At 72.1% G+C, this 16367-nt stretch carries 13 protein-coding genes; 8 read left to right on the top strand and 5 right to left on the bottom strand.

Annotated elements, in window-relative coordinates; genetic code table 11:
* The first annotated feature begins 90 nt into the window (after nucleotides 1-90).
* Genes OG252_RS16630 through OG252_RS16620 form a run of 3 tightly spaced genes read left to right on the top strand, consistent with a single transcriptional unit; the run spans nucleotide 91 to nucleotide 3091 of the window.
* Nucleotides 91-867 (top strand): lysophospholipid acyltransferase family protein, encoded by a 777-nt coding sequence (locus OG252_RS16630; RefSeq protein WP_266433358.1) that lies wholly within the window; start codon nucleotides 91-93, stop codon nucleotides 865-867.
* The gene (locus OG252_RS16625; protein WP_266433356.1) at nucleotides 864-1874 is read left to right on the top strand and encodes an NAD(P)H-dependent glycerol-3-phosphate dehydrogenase; all 1011 of its coding nucleotides are present in this window, start codon (nucleotides 864-866) and stop codon (nucleotides 1872-1874) included. The genes OG252_RS16630 and OG252_RS16625 overlap by 4 nt, the downstream gene beginning before the upstream one ends.
* Nucleotides 1875-1933: 59 nt before the next feature.
* Nucleotides 1934-3091 carry a D-alanine--D-alanine ligase family protein gene (locus OG252_RS16620; protein WP_266433354.1) on the top strand — a complete coding sequence of 386 codons (1158 nt, stop codon included), beginning with the start codon at nucleotides 1934-1936 and terminating at the stop codon, nucleotides 3089-3091.
* Between the two features lie 40 nt (nucleotides 3092-3131).
* Here OG252_RS16620 and OG252_RS16615 read toward each other — a convergent pair whose 3' ends face one another.
* Together OG252_RS16615 and OG252_RS16610 are read right to left on the bottom strand one after the other, a co-directional pair.
* Nucleotides 3132-3641, bottom strand: coding sequence for a DUF3515 domain-containing protein (locus OG252_RS16615; protein ID WP_329336943.1), 510 nt, complete (start codon nucleotides 3639-3641; stop codon nucleotides 3132-3134).
* A gap of 20 nt (nucleotides 3642-3661) precedes the next feature.
* Nucleotides 3662-3895 carry an Lrp/AsnC family transcriptional regulator gene (locus OG252_RS16610; RefSeq protein ID WP_020138723.1) on the bottom strand — a complete coding sequence of 78 codons (234 nt, stop codon included), beginning with the start codon at nucleotides 3893-3895 and terminating at the stop codon, nucleotides 3662-3664.
* 206 nt (nucleotides 3896-4101) lie between these two features.
* On the opposite strand from OG252_RS16610, the gene OG252_RS16605 reads away from it, so the two are divergent.
* Nucleotides 4102-5067: a thiamine-phosphate kinase gene (locus OG252_RS16605; protein ID WP_266433349.1), complete on the top strand. Its 966-nt coding sequence runs from the start codon at nucleotides 4102-4104 to the stop codon at nucleotides 5065-5067.
* The gene (gene thiD, locus OG252_RS16600) at nucleotides 5064-5867 is read left to right on the top strand and encodes a bifunctional hydroxymethylpyrimidine kinase/phosphomethylpyrimidine kinase (protein WP_266433347.1); all 804 of its coding nucleotides are present in this window, start codon (nucleotides 5064-5066) and stop codon (nucleotides 5865-5867) included. The genes OG252_RS16605 and thiD overlap by 4 nt, the downstream gene beginning before the upstream one ends.
* A 134-nt stretch (nucleotides 5868-6001) precedes the next feature.
* Here the strand turns inward: thiD and rpmB are convergent, their stop codons facing one another.
* Nucleotides 6002-6187: a 50S ribosomal protein L28 gene (gene rpmB, locus OG252_RS16595; RefSeq protein WP_217234690.1), complete on the bottom strand. Its 186-nt coding sequence runs from the start codon at nucleotides 6185-6187 to the stop codon at nucleotides 6002-6004.
* 368 nt (nucleotides 6188-6555) lie between these two features.
* Between rpmB and OG252_RS16590 the strand changes: the two genes are divergently transcribed.
* Complete coding sequence (locus OG252_RS16590) at nucleotides 6556-8376, top strand: DAK2 domain-containing protein (protein WP_329336937.1); 1821 nt, start codon at nucleotides 6556-6558, stop codon at nucleotides 8374-8376.
* 32 nt (nucleotides 8377-8408) lie between these two features.
* On the opposite strand, the gene OG252_RS16585 is transcribed toward OG252_RS16590, so the two are convergent.
* Both OG252_RS16585 and OG252_RS16580 read right to left on the bottom strand, forming a co-directional pair.
* On the bottom strand, nucleotides 8409-11471 hold the full coding sequence (locus OG252_RS16585) for a tetratricopeptide repeat protein (RefSeq protein WP_329336935.1): 3063 nt from the start codon (nucleotides 11469-11471) through the stop codon (nucleotides 8409-8411).
* Nucleotides 11471-13306 carry an HSP90 family protein gene (locus tag OG252_RS16580; RefSeq protein ID WP_329336933.1) on the bottom strand — a complete coding sequence of 612 codons (1836 nt, stop codon included), beginning with the start codon at nucleotides 13304-13306 and terminating at the stop codon, nucleotides 11471-11473. Before OG252_RS16580 ends, OG252_RS16585 begins: the two co-directional genes overlap by 1 nt.
* A 167-nt stretch (nucleotides 13307-13473) precedes the next feature.
* Here OG252_RS16580 and recG point away from each other — a divergent pair, with 167 nt between their 5' ends.
* Both recG and rsmD read left to right on the top strand, forming a co-directional pair.
* On the top strand, nucleotides 13474-15681 hold the full coding sequence (gene recG, locus OG252_RS16575) for an ATP-dependent DNA helicase RecG (protein WP_329336931.1): 2208 nt from the start codon (nucleotides 13474-13476) through the stop codon (nucleotides 15679-15681).
* 76 nt (nucleotides 15682-15757) lie between these two features.
* Nucleotides 15758-16342 (top strand): 16S rRNA (guanine(966)-N(2))-methyltransferase RsmD, encoded by a 585-nt coding sequence (gene rsmD, locus OG252_RS16570; protein WP_307677530.1) that lies wholly within the window; start codon nucleotides 15758-15760, stop codon nucleotides 16340-16342.
* The last annotated feature ends 25 nt before the right edge of the window (nucleotides 16343-16367 follow it).

The following is a 16367-nucleotide window of genomic DNA, read 5'->3' as shown; positions in this document are numbered from 1 at the left end:
TCGCGGAGCCGGGGCGTACGGTGTTCTCGACAGACCGGCGGCCTGGGGCGACACTTGTGCGGCCCCCAGGCCCTAGAGGAAGGTGTCCGCGTGCCCCGCCGCAGAATCGGGTTCTGGTACCGCTTCGCAGCGGTCCTGTGCAAACCGCCGTTGGTGGTTCTGATCAAGCGGGACTGGCGCGGAATGGAGAACATTCCGGTCGAGGGCGGATTTATCACCGCGGTGAACCACAATTCGCACATCGATCCCTTCGCGTACGCGCACTTCCAGTACAACACCGGCCGCGTTCCAAGATTCCTGGCGAAGAGCGCTCTTTTCCGGAAGGGATTCGTCGGCGCGGCGATGCGCGGCACCGGACAGATCCCCGTCTATCGCGAGAGCACGGACGCGCTCAGCGCCTTCCGGGCCGCGATCGACGCGGTGGAGCGCGGCGAATGCGTCGCCTTCTACCCCGAGGGCACCCTCACCCGCGACCCGAACGGCTGGCCCATGACCGGCAAGACCGGTGCCGCCCGGGTCGCCCTGCAGACCAAGTGCCCGGTGATTCCGGTGGCCCAGTGGGGCGCCAACGAGGTGCTGCCGCCGTACGCCAGCAGGCCCAACCTCCTTCCGCGCAAGACGCACCGGGTGCTCGCGGGTCCGCCCGTGGACCTGGCGCCCTTCTACGACAAGGAGATGACCCCGGACCTCCTGAAGGAGGCGACCGAGGTGATCATGGCCGCCATCACCCGCCTGCTGGAGGACATCCGCGGCGAGAAGGCGCCCGTCACGCCCTACGACCCGCGCCGCGAGCGGATCGAGCAACGGCGCCGCACCCGGGCGCAGACGCAGCGGAAGGTCGAACAGGAAGAGGGGCAGGGCACGTGAGCAAGCCGGTCAAGGCAGCGGTCTTCAGCGCCGGTTCGTGGGGCACCGCCTTCGGCATGGTGCTCGCCGACGCGGGGTGCGAGGTCACTCTGTGGGCGCGCCGGGCGGAGGTCGCACAAGCGATCAACTCCACCCGGACGAACCCCGACTACCTCCCCGGCGTCGAGCTGCCGGAGAACATGAGAGCCACCACGGACGCGGCCGAGGCCGCCGCCGGCGCCGAGTTCACGATCCTCTCCGTGCCCTCCCAGACGCTGCGCGCCAACCTCGCCGAGTGGACGCCGCTGCTCGCGCCGGACACGGTCCTCGTGTCGCTGATGAAGGGCGTCGAACTCGGTTCCGCCATGCGGATGAGCGAGGTGATCGAGGACGTCGCCAAGGTGGGGCAGAACCGCATCGCCGTGGTCACCGGGCCCAACCTCGCGCGGGAGATCGCCGCCCGGATGCCGGCCGCGGCCGTGGTCGCGTGCACCGACGAGGCGGTCGCCCAGCGGCTCCAGGCCGCCTGCCACACGCCGTACTTCCGCCCGTACACCAACACCGACGTCCTCGGCTGCGAACTCGGCGGCGCGGTGAAGAACGTGATCGGTCTCGCCGTCGGCATCGTGGACGGCATGGGCCTGGGCGACAACGCCAAGGGCTCCCTGATCACGCGCGGGCTGGCCGAGACCACCCGCCTCGGCCTCGCGATGGGCGCCGACCCGCTGACGTTCTCGGGACTCGCCGGGCTCGGCGACCTGGTGGCGACCTGTTCCTCGCCGCTGTCCCGCAACCACACCTTCGGCACCAACCTCGGCAAGGGCATGACGCTCCAGGAGACCATCGCGGTCACCAAGCAGACCGCCGAGGGCGTCAAGTCCTGTGAGTCCGTGCTGGATCTGGCCCGCAGGCACGGCGTCGACATGCCCATCACCGAGACGGTCGTGGGAATCGTCCACGAGGGCAAGCCTCCCGTGGTCGCCCTCAAGGAGCTCATGTCGCGCAGCGCGAAGCCGGAACGACGCTGAGCTACGGCGGCCAAGTGGTCGCTGACCAATCGGATACCAGCGGGTACTCTCAACGCGATATGAGCACCGAGAACCTCTCCCAGAACCCTGAGCAGCCGCCTCGCAAGCCGCGCGTGGCCGTCGTGTTCGGCGGACGCAGCTCCGAACACGGGATCTCCATGGTCACCGCCGGCGCCGTACTGCGGGCCATCGACCGGACGAAGTACGACGTCCTGCCGATCGGCATCACCCGGGAAGGCCGGTGGGTGCTCACCGCCGACGAACCCGAACGCATGGCGATCACGGAACGCCGTACGCCGAACGTCGAGGAGCTCGCCGACTCGAGCGAGGGCGGCGTGGTGCTGCCGGTCGACCCCGCGAACCGCGAAGTCGTCTACAGCGAGCCCGGATCGGTGCCCAAGGCGCTCGGCGAGGTCGACGTCGTCTTCCCGGTGCTGCACGGCCCCTACGGCGAGGACGGCACCCTCCAGGGCCTGCTGGAGCTCTCCGGTGTGCCGTACGTGGGTTCGGGCGTGCTCGCCTCGGCCGTCGGCCAGGACAAGGAGTACATGAAGCGGGTGTTCACCTCCTTCGGGCTCAAGGTGGGCCCGTACGTGGTGATCCGGCCGCGCGAGTGGGAGCGCGACGAGTCCGCCGCCCGCAAGAAGATCGTCGACCTGGCGGGCGAGCACGGCTGGCCGCTGTTCGTGAAGCCCGCGCGCGCGGGATCGTCGATCGGCATCACCAAGGTCGACGACCTGGCGGGCCTGGACGAGGCGATCGCCGAGGCCCAGCGGCACGACCCGAAGATCCTCGTGGAGGCGGCACTTCGCGGCCGCGAGATCGAGTGCGGGGTGCTGGAGTTCGAGGACGGCCCCCGGGCGAGCGTGCCCTCGGAGATCCCGCCGCCGGACACGCACGCGTACTACGACTTCGAGGCGAAGTACATCGACTCGACGCCCGGCATCGTGCCCGCCCCGCTGACCGACGAGCAGACCGCCGAGGTGCAGCGGCTCGCGGTGGAGGCCTTCGACGCCGCCTCCTGCGAGGGACTGGTGCGCGCGGACTTCTTCCTCACCGAGGACGGCGAGTTCGTGATCAACGAGATCAACACGATGCCCGGCATGACACCGATCTCGATGTACCCGCAGATGTGGCAGGCGAGCGGGATCAGCTATCCGGAGCTGGTGGACCGGTTGGTGCAGGCGGCGCTGCGGCGGGCGACGGGCCTGCGCTGAGCCGGCGGGCCCATCGCCCGAGCGGGCGGCCGGCGGGCGGCTAGTCGGCGATCCCTTCGGGGACCGCCTTCTTGACGGCCGGAGCGAGGTCGACCAGTACTCCGGAACTGTCCTGCCCCTTGGGCACCGTCACCTCGACGTACGCGCTGCGATTGGCGGTGGTGAAGCGGTACGCTCCGTCGTCCTGCTTCTCCATCAGCCAGTCGACGCCGTTCACACCGCCGGCCACCGCGTCCGCGTCGCCGCCTTCGGCCACCTTGGGGTCGACCATCTTGGGCGGTCGTACGACACCGCAGCGCAGTATGATCGCCGGGCTTCCCCAGCCCGCCGTCAGTGCGGAGGCGGGCTCGGGATCCTCACGGCCCAGACCGTCCAGCTTCGTCGGCAGCGCCTTCTCCAGGTTCTGGCACAGCTTCATGACCTTCGCACTCGGACTGGGAACCGCCGCCGACGCACTGTCGTCTGCTGAGGAGCAGCCCGCGACCGTGATCAGCACGGCGAGCGCGGGCGGCCCGATGAGGATGCGGTACCGGTGGCGGAAGAAGTTCACCGGCCAAGGGTAGACGGGGGCTACAGATGGACGACCGGGCAGGTCAGTGTGCGGGTGATGCCGTCCACTTGCTGGACCTTCGCGACCACCATGCGGCCGAGATCGTCGACCGTGTCGGCCTGGGCGCGCACGATCACGTCGTACGGTCCCGTCACGTCCTCGGCCTGGATGATCCCAGGAATCTTGCTGATCGTCTCGGCGACGGTCGACGCCTTGCCGACCTCCGTCTGGATCAGGATGTACGCCTGTACCACGGAACCTCCAGGGCGGCCACGAGGATCATGTGGGGAAAAGGAACGCCACGGTATCGCGTCCCCGCTCGCCGCGGGGAGACCTGCGGAGACCAGGGCTTGCGCGCCGGGGTGCAGGCACGGAAGAAGTTGACGGTCTTCTCGACCGTATCGAGGACACTGGTGACGCGCGACCGGGCACGGACAGGTACAGAAGGGGCGTAAGGGCAATGAAGGGCACTGTTGGTGAGCTCGGTGAGTTCGGGCTCATCAGGGAGCTCACCTCCCGTCTCACCACCACCCCGGCGGTCCGGGTCGGCCCCGGCGACGACGCCGCGGTGGTGGCCGCTCCCGACCGCAGGGTGGTGGCGAGCACCGACATCCTCCTGGAGGGACGGCACTTCCGCCGCGACTGGTCCACGGCCTACGACGTGGGCCGCAAGGCCGCCGCGCAGAACCTCGCGGACATCGCCGCCATGGGCGCCGTCCCGACCGCGCTGCTGCTCGGACTGGTCGTGCCGGCCGAACTCCCGGTGGCCTGGCCGGTCGAGATGATGGACGGCCTGCGCGACGAGTGCCAGGTCGCGGGCGCGTCCGTGGTCGGCGGGGACGTCGTACGCGGCGACACGATCATGGTGTCGATCACCGCGCTCGGCGATCTGCGCAACAACGAGCCCGTGACGCGAGGGGGCGCGCAGCCCGGTGACATCGTCGCGGTGACCGGCTGGCTGGGCTGGTCCGCGGCCGGGTTCGCGGTGCTCTCCCGAGGGTTCCGCTCGCCGCGCGCCTTCGTGGAGGCACATCGGCGCCCCGAGCCGCCGTACCACGCGGGACCGGCTGCCGCCGGGCTCGGCGCGACCGCGATGTGCGACGTGAGCGACGGGCTGATCGCCGACCTCGGGCACATCGCCGAGGCGAGCAAGGTCCGTATCGACGTCCGCTCCGGGGCGATCGACATCCCGTCACAGATGAACGACATCGGGCAGGCCGTCGGCGTCGACCCCATGCAGTGGGTGCTCACCGGGGGAGAGGACCACGCGATCGTCGCGACCTTCCCGCCGGACGTGAAGCTGCCCGCCCGCTGGAAGATCATCGGCGAGGTGCTCAACCCGTCGGCGCTGCCCCAGGTGACCGTGGACGGGGCGCCGTGGACCAAGAAGGGCGGCTGGGACCACTTCGGGGACATCGAGTCATGAGCGCGCCGCCTCGTGTTCTCACGGTCGCGGGCTCCGACTCCGGAGGTGGCGCGGGCATCCAGGCCGACCTGAAGACGATGCTCGCGCTCGGCGTGCACGGCATGAGTGTCGTCACGGCGGTCACCGCGCAGAACTCCCTTGGCGTGCAAGGGGCCTGGGAGCTTCCGGCGGAGGCCGTACGGGCGCAGTACCGCAGCGTGGTCGACGACATCGGCGTCCAGGCGATCAAGACGGGGATGCTTGCCTCCGCCGAACTCGTGGAGGCGGTGGCCGAGTTGATCGGCGGGACGGACGCGCCCGCCGTCGTCGACCCGGTCGGCGTCTCCAAGCACGGGGACCCCCTGCTCGCCGCGTCGGCCCTGGACTCCGTACGGACGAAACTGCTGCCGGTCGCGACCGTGGCGACGCCGAACCTCGACGAGGTGGCCCAGCTCACGGGTGTGCTGGTCGAGTCGGAATCCGGGATGGCTGAAGCGGCCGCTGCCGTGCTGTCGTACGGACCGCGCTGGGTGCTCATCAAGGGCGGTCACCTGCCCGGTGACGCGGTGGACCTGCTCACCGACGGCTCCGAGGAGCACTGGCTGCGCGCGCCGAGGTACGACAACCGGCATACGCACGGCACGGGCTGCACCCTCGCCTCCGCGATCGCCTCGCAGCTCGCGAAGGGGCAGACCGTGCCGGAGGCGGTGGCGGCGGCCAAGGAGTACGTCACCGGCGCGATCGCGGCCGGCTTCGCGCTCGGCGGGGGGATCGGGCCTGTCGACCACGGGTGGCGGTTCAGGGCGGACGGCGGGGCGTAAACGCTTGCGCGAGCGTTTACGCGGTCCGGTGAGCGCGGTCTGGTGAGCCGGGGCGGGCGTGCAAAAAGCCGGTCCACACGGGGTGGACCGGCTCTGTGCAGCGAACCAGCAGTGGCCGCGCGCTTAGCTGTGCGTCAGCGCGAGACCTTGCCGGCCTTGATGCACGAGGTGCAAGCGTTCAGGCGCTTCGGCGTCCCGCCGACCACAGTACGCACGCGCTGGATGTTCGGGTTCCAGCGACGGGACGTACGGCGGTGCGAGTGCGAGATGCTGTTGCCGAAGCCCGGCCCCTTGCCGCAGACGTCGCAGTTGGCAGCCACGGGTCACTCCAAAGACTTCAGATGCACTTACGGTGGATCCCGGCATGCCGGGATCGAGATCGTAGGATCAGAGATCTGATTGGCGGTGCCAGGGGATTGGCCCGAGTGGATCGGGCAACCGGAGCAGCATACAACGACTGCGCCAGTAGAACGAAACTACCATGGCTGCTCAGGGCCTCGCTCCAGCCCTCTTCCGGTGAACACCACCCCGAGGTCTACGCTGCGTCCCACGTCCAGCAGCCAGGCGTTCCCCCGCTCGAGCGCAGTCGGGAGCGGGGGAGTCGGCGACCGACGACAACGCGGCAGGTGCGCGCACCGGACCCCGCGTCTGCGACATGATCAGCCGGGCAGGTCCTAGGAGGCGACAGGTGGCGCAGGTGCCGCAGACATTCTTCGATGCTCTCGCGGTGCGCACCTGGTGCGATCTCGCGCTCCGGGCGCTGGGCCGGGCGCGCGAGGAGATCGACGCGATCAATGTCTATCCCGTCGCGGACGGGGACACCGGCACGAACCTGTATCTGACCGTCGAGTCGGCCGTCGCGGCCGTGGAGGCGGTGTTCGCGGGGCACGCGGCGAGCATGCCGACCGCCGGGAGGCCCGCGCTGGCCGACGCCGCGCGGGCGATGGCGCACGGGGCACTCATAGGCGCGCGGGGCAACTCGGGGACGATCCTGGCGCAGCTGCTCCGCGGCATGGCACAGGTGCTCGCCGCCGACGGTGAGACCGCTCACACCGACGGCCGGGGCCTGACGCTCGCCCTGCGGCACGCGGCCGACTCCGCCCGCCAGGCCGTGGCCCGTCCCGTCGAGGGCACGGTCCTCACCGTCGCCTCGGCCGCCGCCGACGCGGCCACCGGAGCCAAGGGTGACTGCGCGACGGTGGCCCGCGCGGCCTACGAGGGCGCCCGCGCCGCCCTCGCCGCGACCCCCGGCCAGCTGGCCGTCCTGGAGCGCGCCGGGGTGGTCGACGCGGGCGGACGGGGGCTGGTGGCGGTGCTGGGGGCGCTGGTGGAGACGTTCACGGGGGAGGCGCCGGGGGTGGACCCTTCGGGTGCTTCGGGTGCTTCGGGTGCTTCAAGTGCTTCGGGTGCTTCGGGTGCGGGCGGGCACGCGCGCGTGGAGCACCGGGAGGTCGGTCGGGCGGACGACGACGGGGATGGGGATGGTGACGGAGAGCAGGGCGGCTGGGCAGACCGCGACGGCGACAGCGACGGCGATCCGGAGCACGGCGGCGACGAGTGTGCGGACGGTGCCTCGCAAGAAGGCGGGCCCGCCTTCGAGGTGATCTACCTCCTGGAGGCCGACGACGCGGCCGTCGCGCGGTTGCGCGCGCGGCTCGACGCCCTCGGGGACTCGCTCGTCGTGGTCGGCGGCGACGGGCTGTGGAACGTCCATGTGCACGTCGACGACGCGGGCGCCGCCGTGGAGGCGGGCGTCGAGGCCGGGCGGCCGTACCGGATCCGGATCACGCACTTCGGACTCGGCGACGTGCACACCACCGGCGCCGAGCGGCCGGCCAGGGAGCGTGCCCAGCGCGCCGTCGTGGCCGTCGTGCCCGGCGAGGGTCTGGCCGGGCTCTACACCGAGGCCGGCGCGACGACCGTGCTCGCGCGCCCCGGGGAGCCGCCCGCGAGCGGAGAGCTCGTCGAGGCGGTACGGCGTGCCCACGCGCGCGAGGTGGTGCTGCTGCCCAACGACGCGGACCTGCGCCACACCGCGGCCGCGGCCGCCGAACAGGCCCGCACGGAAGGCATCCGCGTGGCGCTCATCCCGACGCGCTCCGCGGTCCAGGGCATCGCCGCGCTCGCCGTGCACGAGCCGGACCGCCGCTTCGACGAGGACGTCGTGACCATGACCTCGGCGGCGGGTGCCACCCGGTACGCCGAGGTCGTCGTCGCGGAACGCCAGTCCTGGACCATGGCCGGCATCTGCCAGGCCGGTGACGTCCTCGGCCTCATCGACGGCGACGTGGCCGTCATCGGGGCCGACGTCACCGTCACCGCCGAAACGGTCCTCGACCGCATGCTCGCGGCCGGCGGCGAGCTGGTCACCCTCGTGCTGGGCGACGAGGCGCCCGAGCTTGTCGCCGAACATCTCGAAGCGCGCGTGCGGGAGTCGTACCTGGCCGTCGACACGGTGGTGTACCGGGGCGGTCGGCAGGGAGCCGTGCTCCTCATCGGCGTGGAGTAGCCCCGGTCGGCCTCATCGGGGTCGGGCAGGTCCTAGTCGGCCGGTTGTTCGTCCGCCTGTGCCGCCGCCTGTTCCTCCACGACCTGGAGCAGCTGCCGGGCCTCGGCCAGTCGTGCCTGAGCCACCTCGTCCTCGGCCTCGTCCGCGCCGTACGCCGCCAGCACCGCACGCGCGCGTGCCGCCGCCCGGGCGGGGCGGCTCAGGTCGGCCTCCAGCCAGCCCGCGGTGAGTTCGGCGCCGGTCCGGCTGTCCAGGGCGTCCGCCCCGAGGGAGGCGAACAGCACGATGGCCTCCGCCACCTGGGCCAGGGAATCCTCCAGCACGGCCCGGATCGAGTCGTCCTCGGCGTCCTCGGCGGCGGTACGGGCCAGCAGGTCGCCGAACTGGCGGCGGGTGTGGCCGAGTTCGGCGACGAGCCGCTGCCGGGCGTCCTCGTCGGCCATCTCCGGGCCCAGCGCCGTCTCGCACTCCCGGACGGCGCTCGCCATCAACTCCCGTGCCTCCTCGGGGCCCTCCTCCGGGCGCAGCGCGAGCCACGCGCGGGCGCGCAGGGAGCGGACAAGGCCGTGGACGTTGCCGAGGGACCGCCAAAGATCGCCCGCGCGCGCGTACGCCCGGTCCGCGTCGGCATGCTGCCCCGCGTGCCCGAGGGACTCGGCGGCGAGGTGGGCGAGCGTCGCGTGGTCGTGCTGCTCGGGCCAGTGCCGGGCGATGTCGGCCGCCTGGAGCCGCCGTTCGGCTGCCGCGCGGTGTTCGCCGAGCTCGCTCAGACAGTCGCCGAGCCACCACTGCGTCTGCACGACCGCGCCGTCGCCGTGCGTCTCGGCGTTCAGATCGGGCAGCGCCGACTCCAGCACCTCCGCGGCCTCGGCCCACCGTCCCAGCCGCAGCAGGAACCCGCCGAGCTGCTGACGTGCCCAGGCCCCGAGCGTCGGGCCCTCCCCGGCCTCGTCGGCCCAGTGCGCTGCCTCCAGGGCGTGCTCGGCCGCCTCCTGAGCCAGCCCTTTACCGCCGACGACCTCGGCGAGCTGGAGGTGCAGCTGGGCCCGTCCGATGGCCTCCAGGTGCGGCCCGCCGTGCTCCAGGGCGGCCCGCAGCGCCCGTTCCGTCTCGGCCGGGTCGCCGAGGTGGTGCGCGAGCCCCGCCAACCGGGCCTCGTACTCCACCGCGAACCAGGGGAGCCCCGCACCCACGAACGCCGCAGCGGCCCGCGCGAACAGCTCCGCGGCCACCTCCACGTCCCCTCGGTGCCCCGCCAGCTCCGCGAGCATCGCCTGTGCCTCCGCGGCCCGCGCCGCAAGCCGCACGTCCTCCCCGGTGCGCCCCTCGGCCAGCGCCAGCACCTCCCGCGCGGCCATCTCGGCAGCGGCGAGAACCGAGCCCACGGAGGGGCCGCCGACCGGAGGCACGGCAGGCTGGGGGCCGCCGTCAGCGGTCGCTTCGCCACCCGGCGCCGCTGCCCCCTGCCGCTCGTCGGCGAGGAGCTCGTCGTCCCCCCGGGACTCGACGACCTGCTGCACCCGTCGCATCAGAATCCGCGCCCGCCCCATCAGCACCGACGCCGTCTGCCGTACGCCGGTGCCGTCCTCGGCGTACAGCGCGAGGATCTCGTCGTACGGCTCGGCGACCGCTGTCAGTGCCGCGTCCACGTCGCCTGTGAGGGCGCGTACGTACGCCGCACGCGCGCGTGCCGCCAAGGCTTCCCCGGGGTCGCCCGCCTCCGCGTACAGCTCGGCGGCGCGCTCGAAGAGGCCGACGCCCTCGGGGCCTCGGTCCATCGCCTCGTGGTCGGCGATCTCGGCCCGGTCGCGGGCGTCCAGCTCGACGCCCTCCGCGGCCCGCGCGACCGCCGCCCAGGCCTCGACGGCGTTCGGCTGCAAGGTGTCCGACAGCCGTCGCGCCTCGGCGAGCAGGGCGGCCAGATCGGGCTCCTGCGGGGGGACGGACACCGGCGGCGGCACAGGATGGGCGGAGACCGCGCGCGCCGACCGCACGCCCAGCGGCAGCCGTTCCACCAGCGGCCGCTGGGCCATCCGCGCGTGTGCCCGTTCGCTGACGTACCGGGTGCCGTTGCGCTCGTCGAAGCGGGCGGCCAGCGCGAGGGCCTCCCCGCGCGCGTGGGCGGCGAGTTCGCGCGCGTTCCACACCCGCTCGGCCGGTCCGGGCACCGGCTGCCCGCCGAGCCCGAGCTCGGTCAGACGATCCATGAGCAGGGCCACCACGGCCATGAAGTCCAGCTTGCTGCGCGGATGCCCGTCGTCCGTGAAGTACGCCGGCCGCTCCGCGAGCAGCTCCAGACCACGCGCCTCGTTGCCGGACAGCGCGCAGAACTCGACGTGGTCGGCGTAGGCGCCCCGCATGCTCTCCATGGCCCGTACGAGCCGGAAGCCCCGCAGATGGTTGGCGCGCGCCTCGTCCGCGCGGCCGAGCCGCAGCAGGGGCACCAGGGAGGACGCGAGCACCGTGTGCGGCTCGTGGGCGCACGTGTACTCGCCCGTAAGGACCGGCGCCCACAGCTCCAGCGCCTGCGCGTCCCGCCCGCGCTCCGACTGCCACCAGCCCTGCCCGTGCAGCTCGCAGGCGTGACAGTCGGCCATCGCGTCCCGGTCGGCGGCCAGCCACGCGGCGTACGCCCGCTCGGCCCGCGCCACGTCCCCGATGTGCGCGGCCACGCTGAACTCGGCGCTGCGCACGGCCCGTTCGGAGTGCCCGGCCAGCCGGTAGCGGTGCTCCATCTCGCCGAGCCACTTCTCGACGGAGGCGAGCGGAATGTGCGGCTGGTCGAGCATGCCGGACGACATCCACTTGAAGACCCAGTGCAGCGAGTGCGCCTCGTACTCGTCGAAGTCCTCGGGCCGTTCGTCCCACATGCGCAGCAGCCGCGCGAAGGGGACGAACATCTTGGCCTTCTCGGAGCTGTAGTTGTAGACCTTCAGCTGGTGCCCGAGCGCCTCGATCACCGCGAGCGGCACGTTCAGCTTCTCCGCCTGGGCGAGCAGCTGCTCCGCGCGCGCATTGCGGGCCGGCCCCTCCGGCTGCTCGGAGTTCTCCGCCATCGCCCGGCGCAGCTCGTCGAAGTCCGTGATCTCACTCATCAGTGACCCTCCTCGCCGTGGGTGGCCCATTCCAGGAGGCCGATGAACGCCCGGTTCAGCAGCGCCGAGTCCGCGGGCCTGAGCGGTCGCTGGGCCATCAGCAGCGCCTGCCCGTACAGGGACTCGGTGGCGGTGCCGATCAGTTCCGGGTCGCCCAGGGAACTGATCCGCCGGATCAGCGGGTTGAGGTGGTTGAGCACCAGCCGCGCGCGCGGGGCGCTGCCCCGCAGCGAGCCGAGGATGCCCGCCCACAGGTCGTCGGCCTGCTCCTCGGCCTCCGCCCGGGCCTGCTCGTGCCGCGTCGACCGGTCGTCCAGGTGCAGCGCGGGCACGGAGAGCGGATGGAAGGCGCGCAGTACGACGTCACAGCCCAAGGGGTCGAGCTTCGCCCGCGCTGCCCCCAGGAAGCCCGCCAGTGCCAGCTCCTCGGCCGGATCGACCGCGTCCAGATGCGCGGTCACGGTGTCGGCGTCCAGCTCGGCGACCACCGTCCCCGGCCGCACCGACGGCAGCGCCTCGATCAGCTCGCTGTCGTACGTGTAGCCGCCGTTGATCACCCCGACGCCCTGCGCGGAGGCGATCGGCGCGACCTGCCGGTACTCCTCGACGGTCCGCGTGAAGTGCACCACCGGGTGGCGCTGCGCGAACTCCTCCAGGGACAGCCGCCCGTCGGTCGTCTCGAAGGGCAGCCACGGCAGCATCGTGCGCAGCATCTCCCGGTCGTGCCGCGCCAGCGACTTCACGCCCAGGTGGTGCACCTCCAGGAAGGCCGCCAGCCGCTCCGGATCACCGGCCGCCAGGCCCGTCAGCCAGGACCGGATCCGCTCGCCCAGCGCCTCCCGTACGGCCGCCAGCGTCTCGTCCTCGTACAGCGACTCGCGCGAGGCCGTGGGGCGCAGACTGTCCGTGTCCAGGACACAGCGCACGAAGAACGCCCAGTCCGGCAGCAGTTGTTCGCCCCGCTCGGTCAGCAGCATGCCCTTCAGGTGCACGCGGTGACTCGCCCGCTGGGCCGGACTGACCGCCGACGGCAGGACGTACGCCATCCCGCGGATCCCGGCGAGCGGCACGTCCAGCTCGATCGAGTCCAGCGGAGCGAACCCGAACAGGTCGTAGCAGTGCCGCGCCAGGGCCACCCTTCGGGTGGCGGGGCTCGGATACGTCCGGTCCCAGGGCGCGGGCAGGTCGGTGACCGCCTCGTCGCCCACCCGCACGTCGTACGGCAGCAGCGAGCCGAAGTCCCGCGCCAGCGCGAGGACCCGCTCCTCGGTGAGCCACTCCCCGGCACCGGCCCGCGCCATCAGGTGCACGGTGGTGCCCGGTTCCGGACGGGCCTCGTCCGGCAGTGTCCGCACGGTGTACGAACCGTCGTCGCTCGCCGTCCACTCCACGGGTGCCGCACCGGGCGTACGCGCACTGCGGCTGACCACCCGGATCCGCTCGGCGACCACGAAGCAGGCGAGCAGCCCGATGCCGAACTGCCCGAGGAAGTCGGAGCGGGCCTCCTGCAGCCCGTCGGCGCGCTTGGAGCTGCGCCCGATGGTGGCGAGGAGGGTGTGCACGTCCGCCTCGGTGAGCCCGATCCCGGAGTCCTCGACACGCAGGGACCCGCCCTCGGCGTACAGCCGCACGCGCGCCGGGGCGTCGGGCTGCTCGGCCCGCCGGGCGGTGATCGCGTCCACCGCGTTCTGCAGCAGCTCGCGCAGATAGACCTTGGGGCTGGAGTAGAGGTGATGGGAGAGCAGGTCCACCAGACCACGCAGGTCGACCTGGAACGTATGAGGTGACTGGGGCGAAGGGGATGCCGCAGAGGGCTGTGAGGTCTGGGAGTCCATCGTCGCTGCGCCGGTGGGGGGAACGGGCGACGGCGCGGGGTCGGGCGGTCCCGTGTGAGGCGGTGACCGCGGGGGATGGCTTGAGGCGCGCCATCCTAAGCCTCAACCAGCCGTCTGACCAGGGGTTTCCCGAGACGTATACGGCATTGTCAGTGGTGTGGTGTGCAATGGATCTCGTGCCCGCACTGGAAGAACCATTGAAAAAGGTGCTCGGCCCCGCCACCGCGAAGGTGATGGCCGAGCATCTCGGCCTGCTCACCGTCGGCGACCTCCTGCACCACTACCCGCGCCGATACGAGGAGCGGGGCCAGCTCACCCACCTCGCCGACCTCCCCATGGACGAGCACGTCACGGTGGTCGCCCAGGTCGCCGACGCCCGCCTGCACACCTTCGCCTCGGCCAAGGCCCCGCGCGGCAAGGGCCAGCGCCTCGAAGTGACCATCACGGACGGCAGTGGCCGACTCCAACTGGTCTTCTTCGGCCACGGCGTTCACAAACCCCACAAGGAACTCCTGCCGGGCACCCGCGCGCTGTTCGCCGGCAAGGTCTCCGTCTTCAACCGCCGCCTCCAACTGGCCCACCCGGCGTATGAGTTGCTGCGCGGCGACAGCGAGGAGGCGGTCGACGCCTGGGCCGGCGCCCTCATCCCGATCTACCCCGCCACCGCCAAGCTGGAGTCCTGGAAGATCGGCAAGGCGATCCAGACCGTCCTGCCGAGCGCCCAGGAAGCCCTCGACCCCCTCCCGGACTCCCTCCGCGAGGGCCGCGGCCTGGTCGCCCTCCCCGAGGCCCTCCTCAAGATCCACCGCCCGCACACCAAGGCGGACATCGAGGACGCCCGCTCCCGCCTCAAGTGGGACGAGGCCTTCGTCCTCCAGGTCGCCCTCGCCCGCCGCCGCCACGCGGACGCCCAACTCCCGGCCGTCCCCCGCAAACCCGCCCCGGACGGCCTGCTCACGTCCTTCGACGCCCGCTTGCCCTTCACCCTCACCGACGGCCAGCAGAAGGTCACCCGCGAGATCTTCGACGACCTGGCCACGGACCACCCGATGCACCGACTGCTCCAGGGAGAGGTCGGCAGTGGAAAGACCATGGTGGCCCTGCGCGCCATGCTCGCCGTGGTCGACGCCGGCGGGCAGGCCGCCATGCTCGCGCCCACCGAAGTGCTCGCCCAGCAGCACCACCGGTCGATCGTCGAGATGATGGGCGAGCTGGCCGAGGGCGGCATGCTCGGCGGGGCCGACCAGGCCACCAAGGTGGTGCTGCTCACCGGGTCCATGGGCGCGGCCGCCCGCCGCCAGGCCCTGCTCGATCTCGTCACCGGCGAGGCCGGGATCGTGATCGGCACGCACGCGCTGATCGAGGACAAGGTGCAGTTCCACGATCTCGGCCTGGTCGTGGTGGACGAGCAGCACCGCTTCGGCGTCGAGCAGCGCGACGCCCTGCGTGGCAAGGGCAAGCAGCCGCCCCACCTGCTCGTCATGACCGCCACGCCCATCCCGCGCACGGTCGCCATGACCGTCTTCGGTGACCTGGAGACCTCGGTCCTCGACCAGCTCCCGGCCGGGCGTTCACCGATCGCCAGCCATGTCGTCCCGGCCGCCGACAAGCCGCACTTCCTCGCGCGGGCCTGGGAGCGGGTGCGCGAGGAGGTGGAGAACGGCCATCAGGCGTACGTCGTCTGCCCCCGCATCGGCGACGAGGAGGACGACCCCAAGAAGGCCGGCAAGAAGAAGTCCCCCGAGGACGAGGCCGAGAAGCGCCCGCCGCTCGCCGTCCTCGAGGTGGCCGACCAGCTCGCCAAGGGCCCCCTCAGCGGCATCAAGGTCGAGGTCCTGCACGGCCGTATGCACCCCGACGACAAGGACGCGGTCATGCGCCGCTTCGCCGCCGGGGAGACCGACGTCCTGGTCGCCACCACCGTCATCGAGGTCGGCGTCAACGTACCCAACGCCACCGCGATGGTGATCATGGACGCCGACCGCTTCGGCGTCTCCCAGCTGCACCAGCTGCGCGGCCGCGTCGGCCGTGGCTCGGCCCCCGGCCTGTGCCTCCTGGTCAGCGAGATGCCGGAGGCGAGCGCGGCCCGCCAGCGGCTGAACGCCGTGGCCTCCACCCTCGACGGCTTCGAGCTCTCCCGCATCGACCTCGAACAGCGCCGCGAGGGCGACGTCCTCGGCCAGGCCCAGTCGGGCGCCCGCACCAGCCTGCGGATGCTCGCGGTCATCGAGGACGAGGAGATCATCGCGGAGGCCCGTGAGGAGGCCGCCGCCCTCGTCGCCGCCGACCCCGACCTCACCCGCCTCCCGGGCCTGCGCACGGCTCTGGACGCCCTGTTGGACGAGGAACGGGAGCAGTACCTCGACAAGGGGTGACCCGGTGCACCGGCACACCGGCTGAGACACTGGAACCCCACCGAGCTTCACCGACGTACGGACAAGGACCGAGGACATGACCCGCGTGATCGCCGGCGCAGCCGGCGGACGCCGCCTGGCCGTCCCGCCGGGCACCGGCACCCGCCCCACGTCCGACCGCGCACGCGAGGGCCTCTTCTCCACCTGGCAGTCCCTCCTCGGCGGCCCGCTGGACGGCGAGCGGGTCCTGGACCTGTACGCCGGTTCCGGCGCCGTCGGCCTGGAAGCGCTGTCCCGCGGGGCCGGCCACACCCTGCTCGTCGAGGCCGACGCCCGGGCCGCCCGCATCATCCGGGAGAACGTGAAGAGCCTCGGCCTGCCCGGCGCCGAGGTCCGGGCGGGCAAGGCCCACCAGGTGATCCAGACGCCTCCCGCGGAGCCGTACGACCTGGTTTTCCTGGACCCGCCGTACGCCGTCACGGACGACGATCTTCGGGAGATTCTGCTCACACTCCGTACGGAAGGCTGGCTCGCGGCCGCTGCCCTCGTCACCGTGGAGCGCAGCACCAGAGGCGGCGAATTCAGCTGGCCGGACGGTTTCGACGCGATCCGGTCCCGTCGCTACGGCGAGGGAACGTTTTGGTACGGTCGCGCCGCCTCTACGTGCGAAGACGCACGATGACCGGACCGGAGAGCGAGGGAACTCA

It is taken from the genome of Streptomyces sp. NBC_01352 (assembly GCF_036237295.1).
GTDB lineage: Bacteria > Actinomycetota > Actinomycetes > Streptomycetales > Streptomycetaceae > Streptomyces > Streptomyces plumbiresistens.
This window is presented reverse-complemented; position numbering and strand designations above follow the sequence as displayed.

Coding starts and splice junctions, on each gene's coding strand:
- recG (WP_329336931.1), top strand. CDS start 13,474: ATGGATCTCGTGCCCGCACTGGAAGAACCATTGAAAAAGGTGCTCGGC.
- thiD (WP_266433347.1), top strand. CDS start 5,064: ATGAGCGCGCCGCCTCGTGTTCTCACGGTCGCGGGCTCCGACTCCGGA.
- rsmD (WP_307677530.1), top strand. CDS start 15,758: ATGACCCGCGTGATCGCCGGCGCAGCCGGCGGACGCCGCCTGGCCGTC.
- OG252_RS16585 (WP_329336935.1), bottom strand. CDS start 11,471: ATGAGTGAGATCACGGACTTCGACGAGCTGCGCCGGGCGATGGCGGAG.
- OG252_RS16580 (WP_329336933.1), bottom strand. CDS start 13,306: ATGGACTCCCAGACCTCACAGCCCTCTGCGGCATCCCCTTCGCCCCAG.
- OG252_RS16605 (WP_266433349.1), top strand. CDS start 4,102: ATGAAGGGCACTGTTGGTGAGCTCGGTGAGTTCGGGCTCATCAGGGAG.
- OG252_RS16620 (WP_266433354.1), top strand. CDS start 1,934: ATGAGCACCGAGAACCTCTCCCAGAACCCTGAGCAGCCGCCTCGCAAG.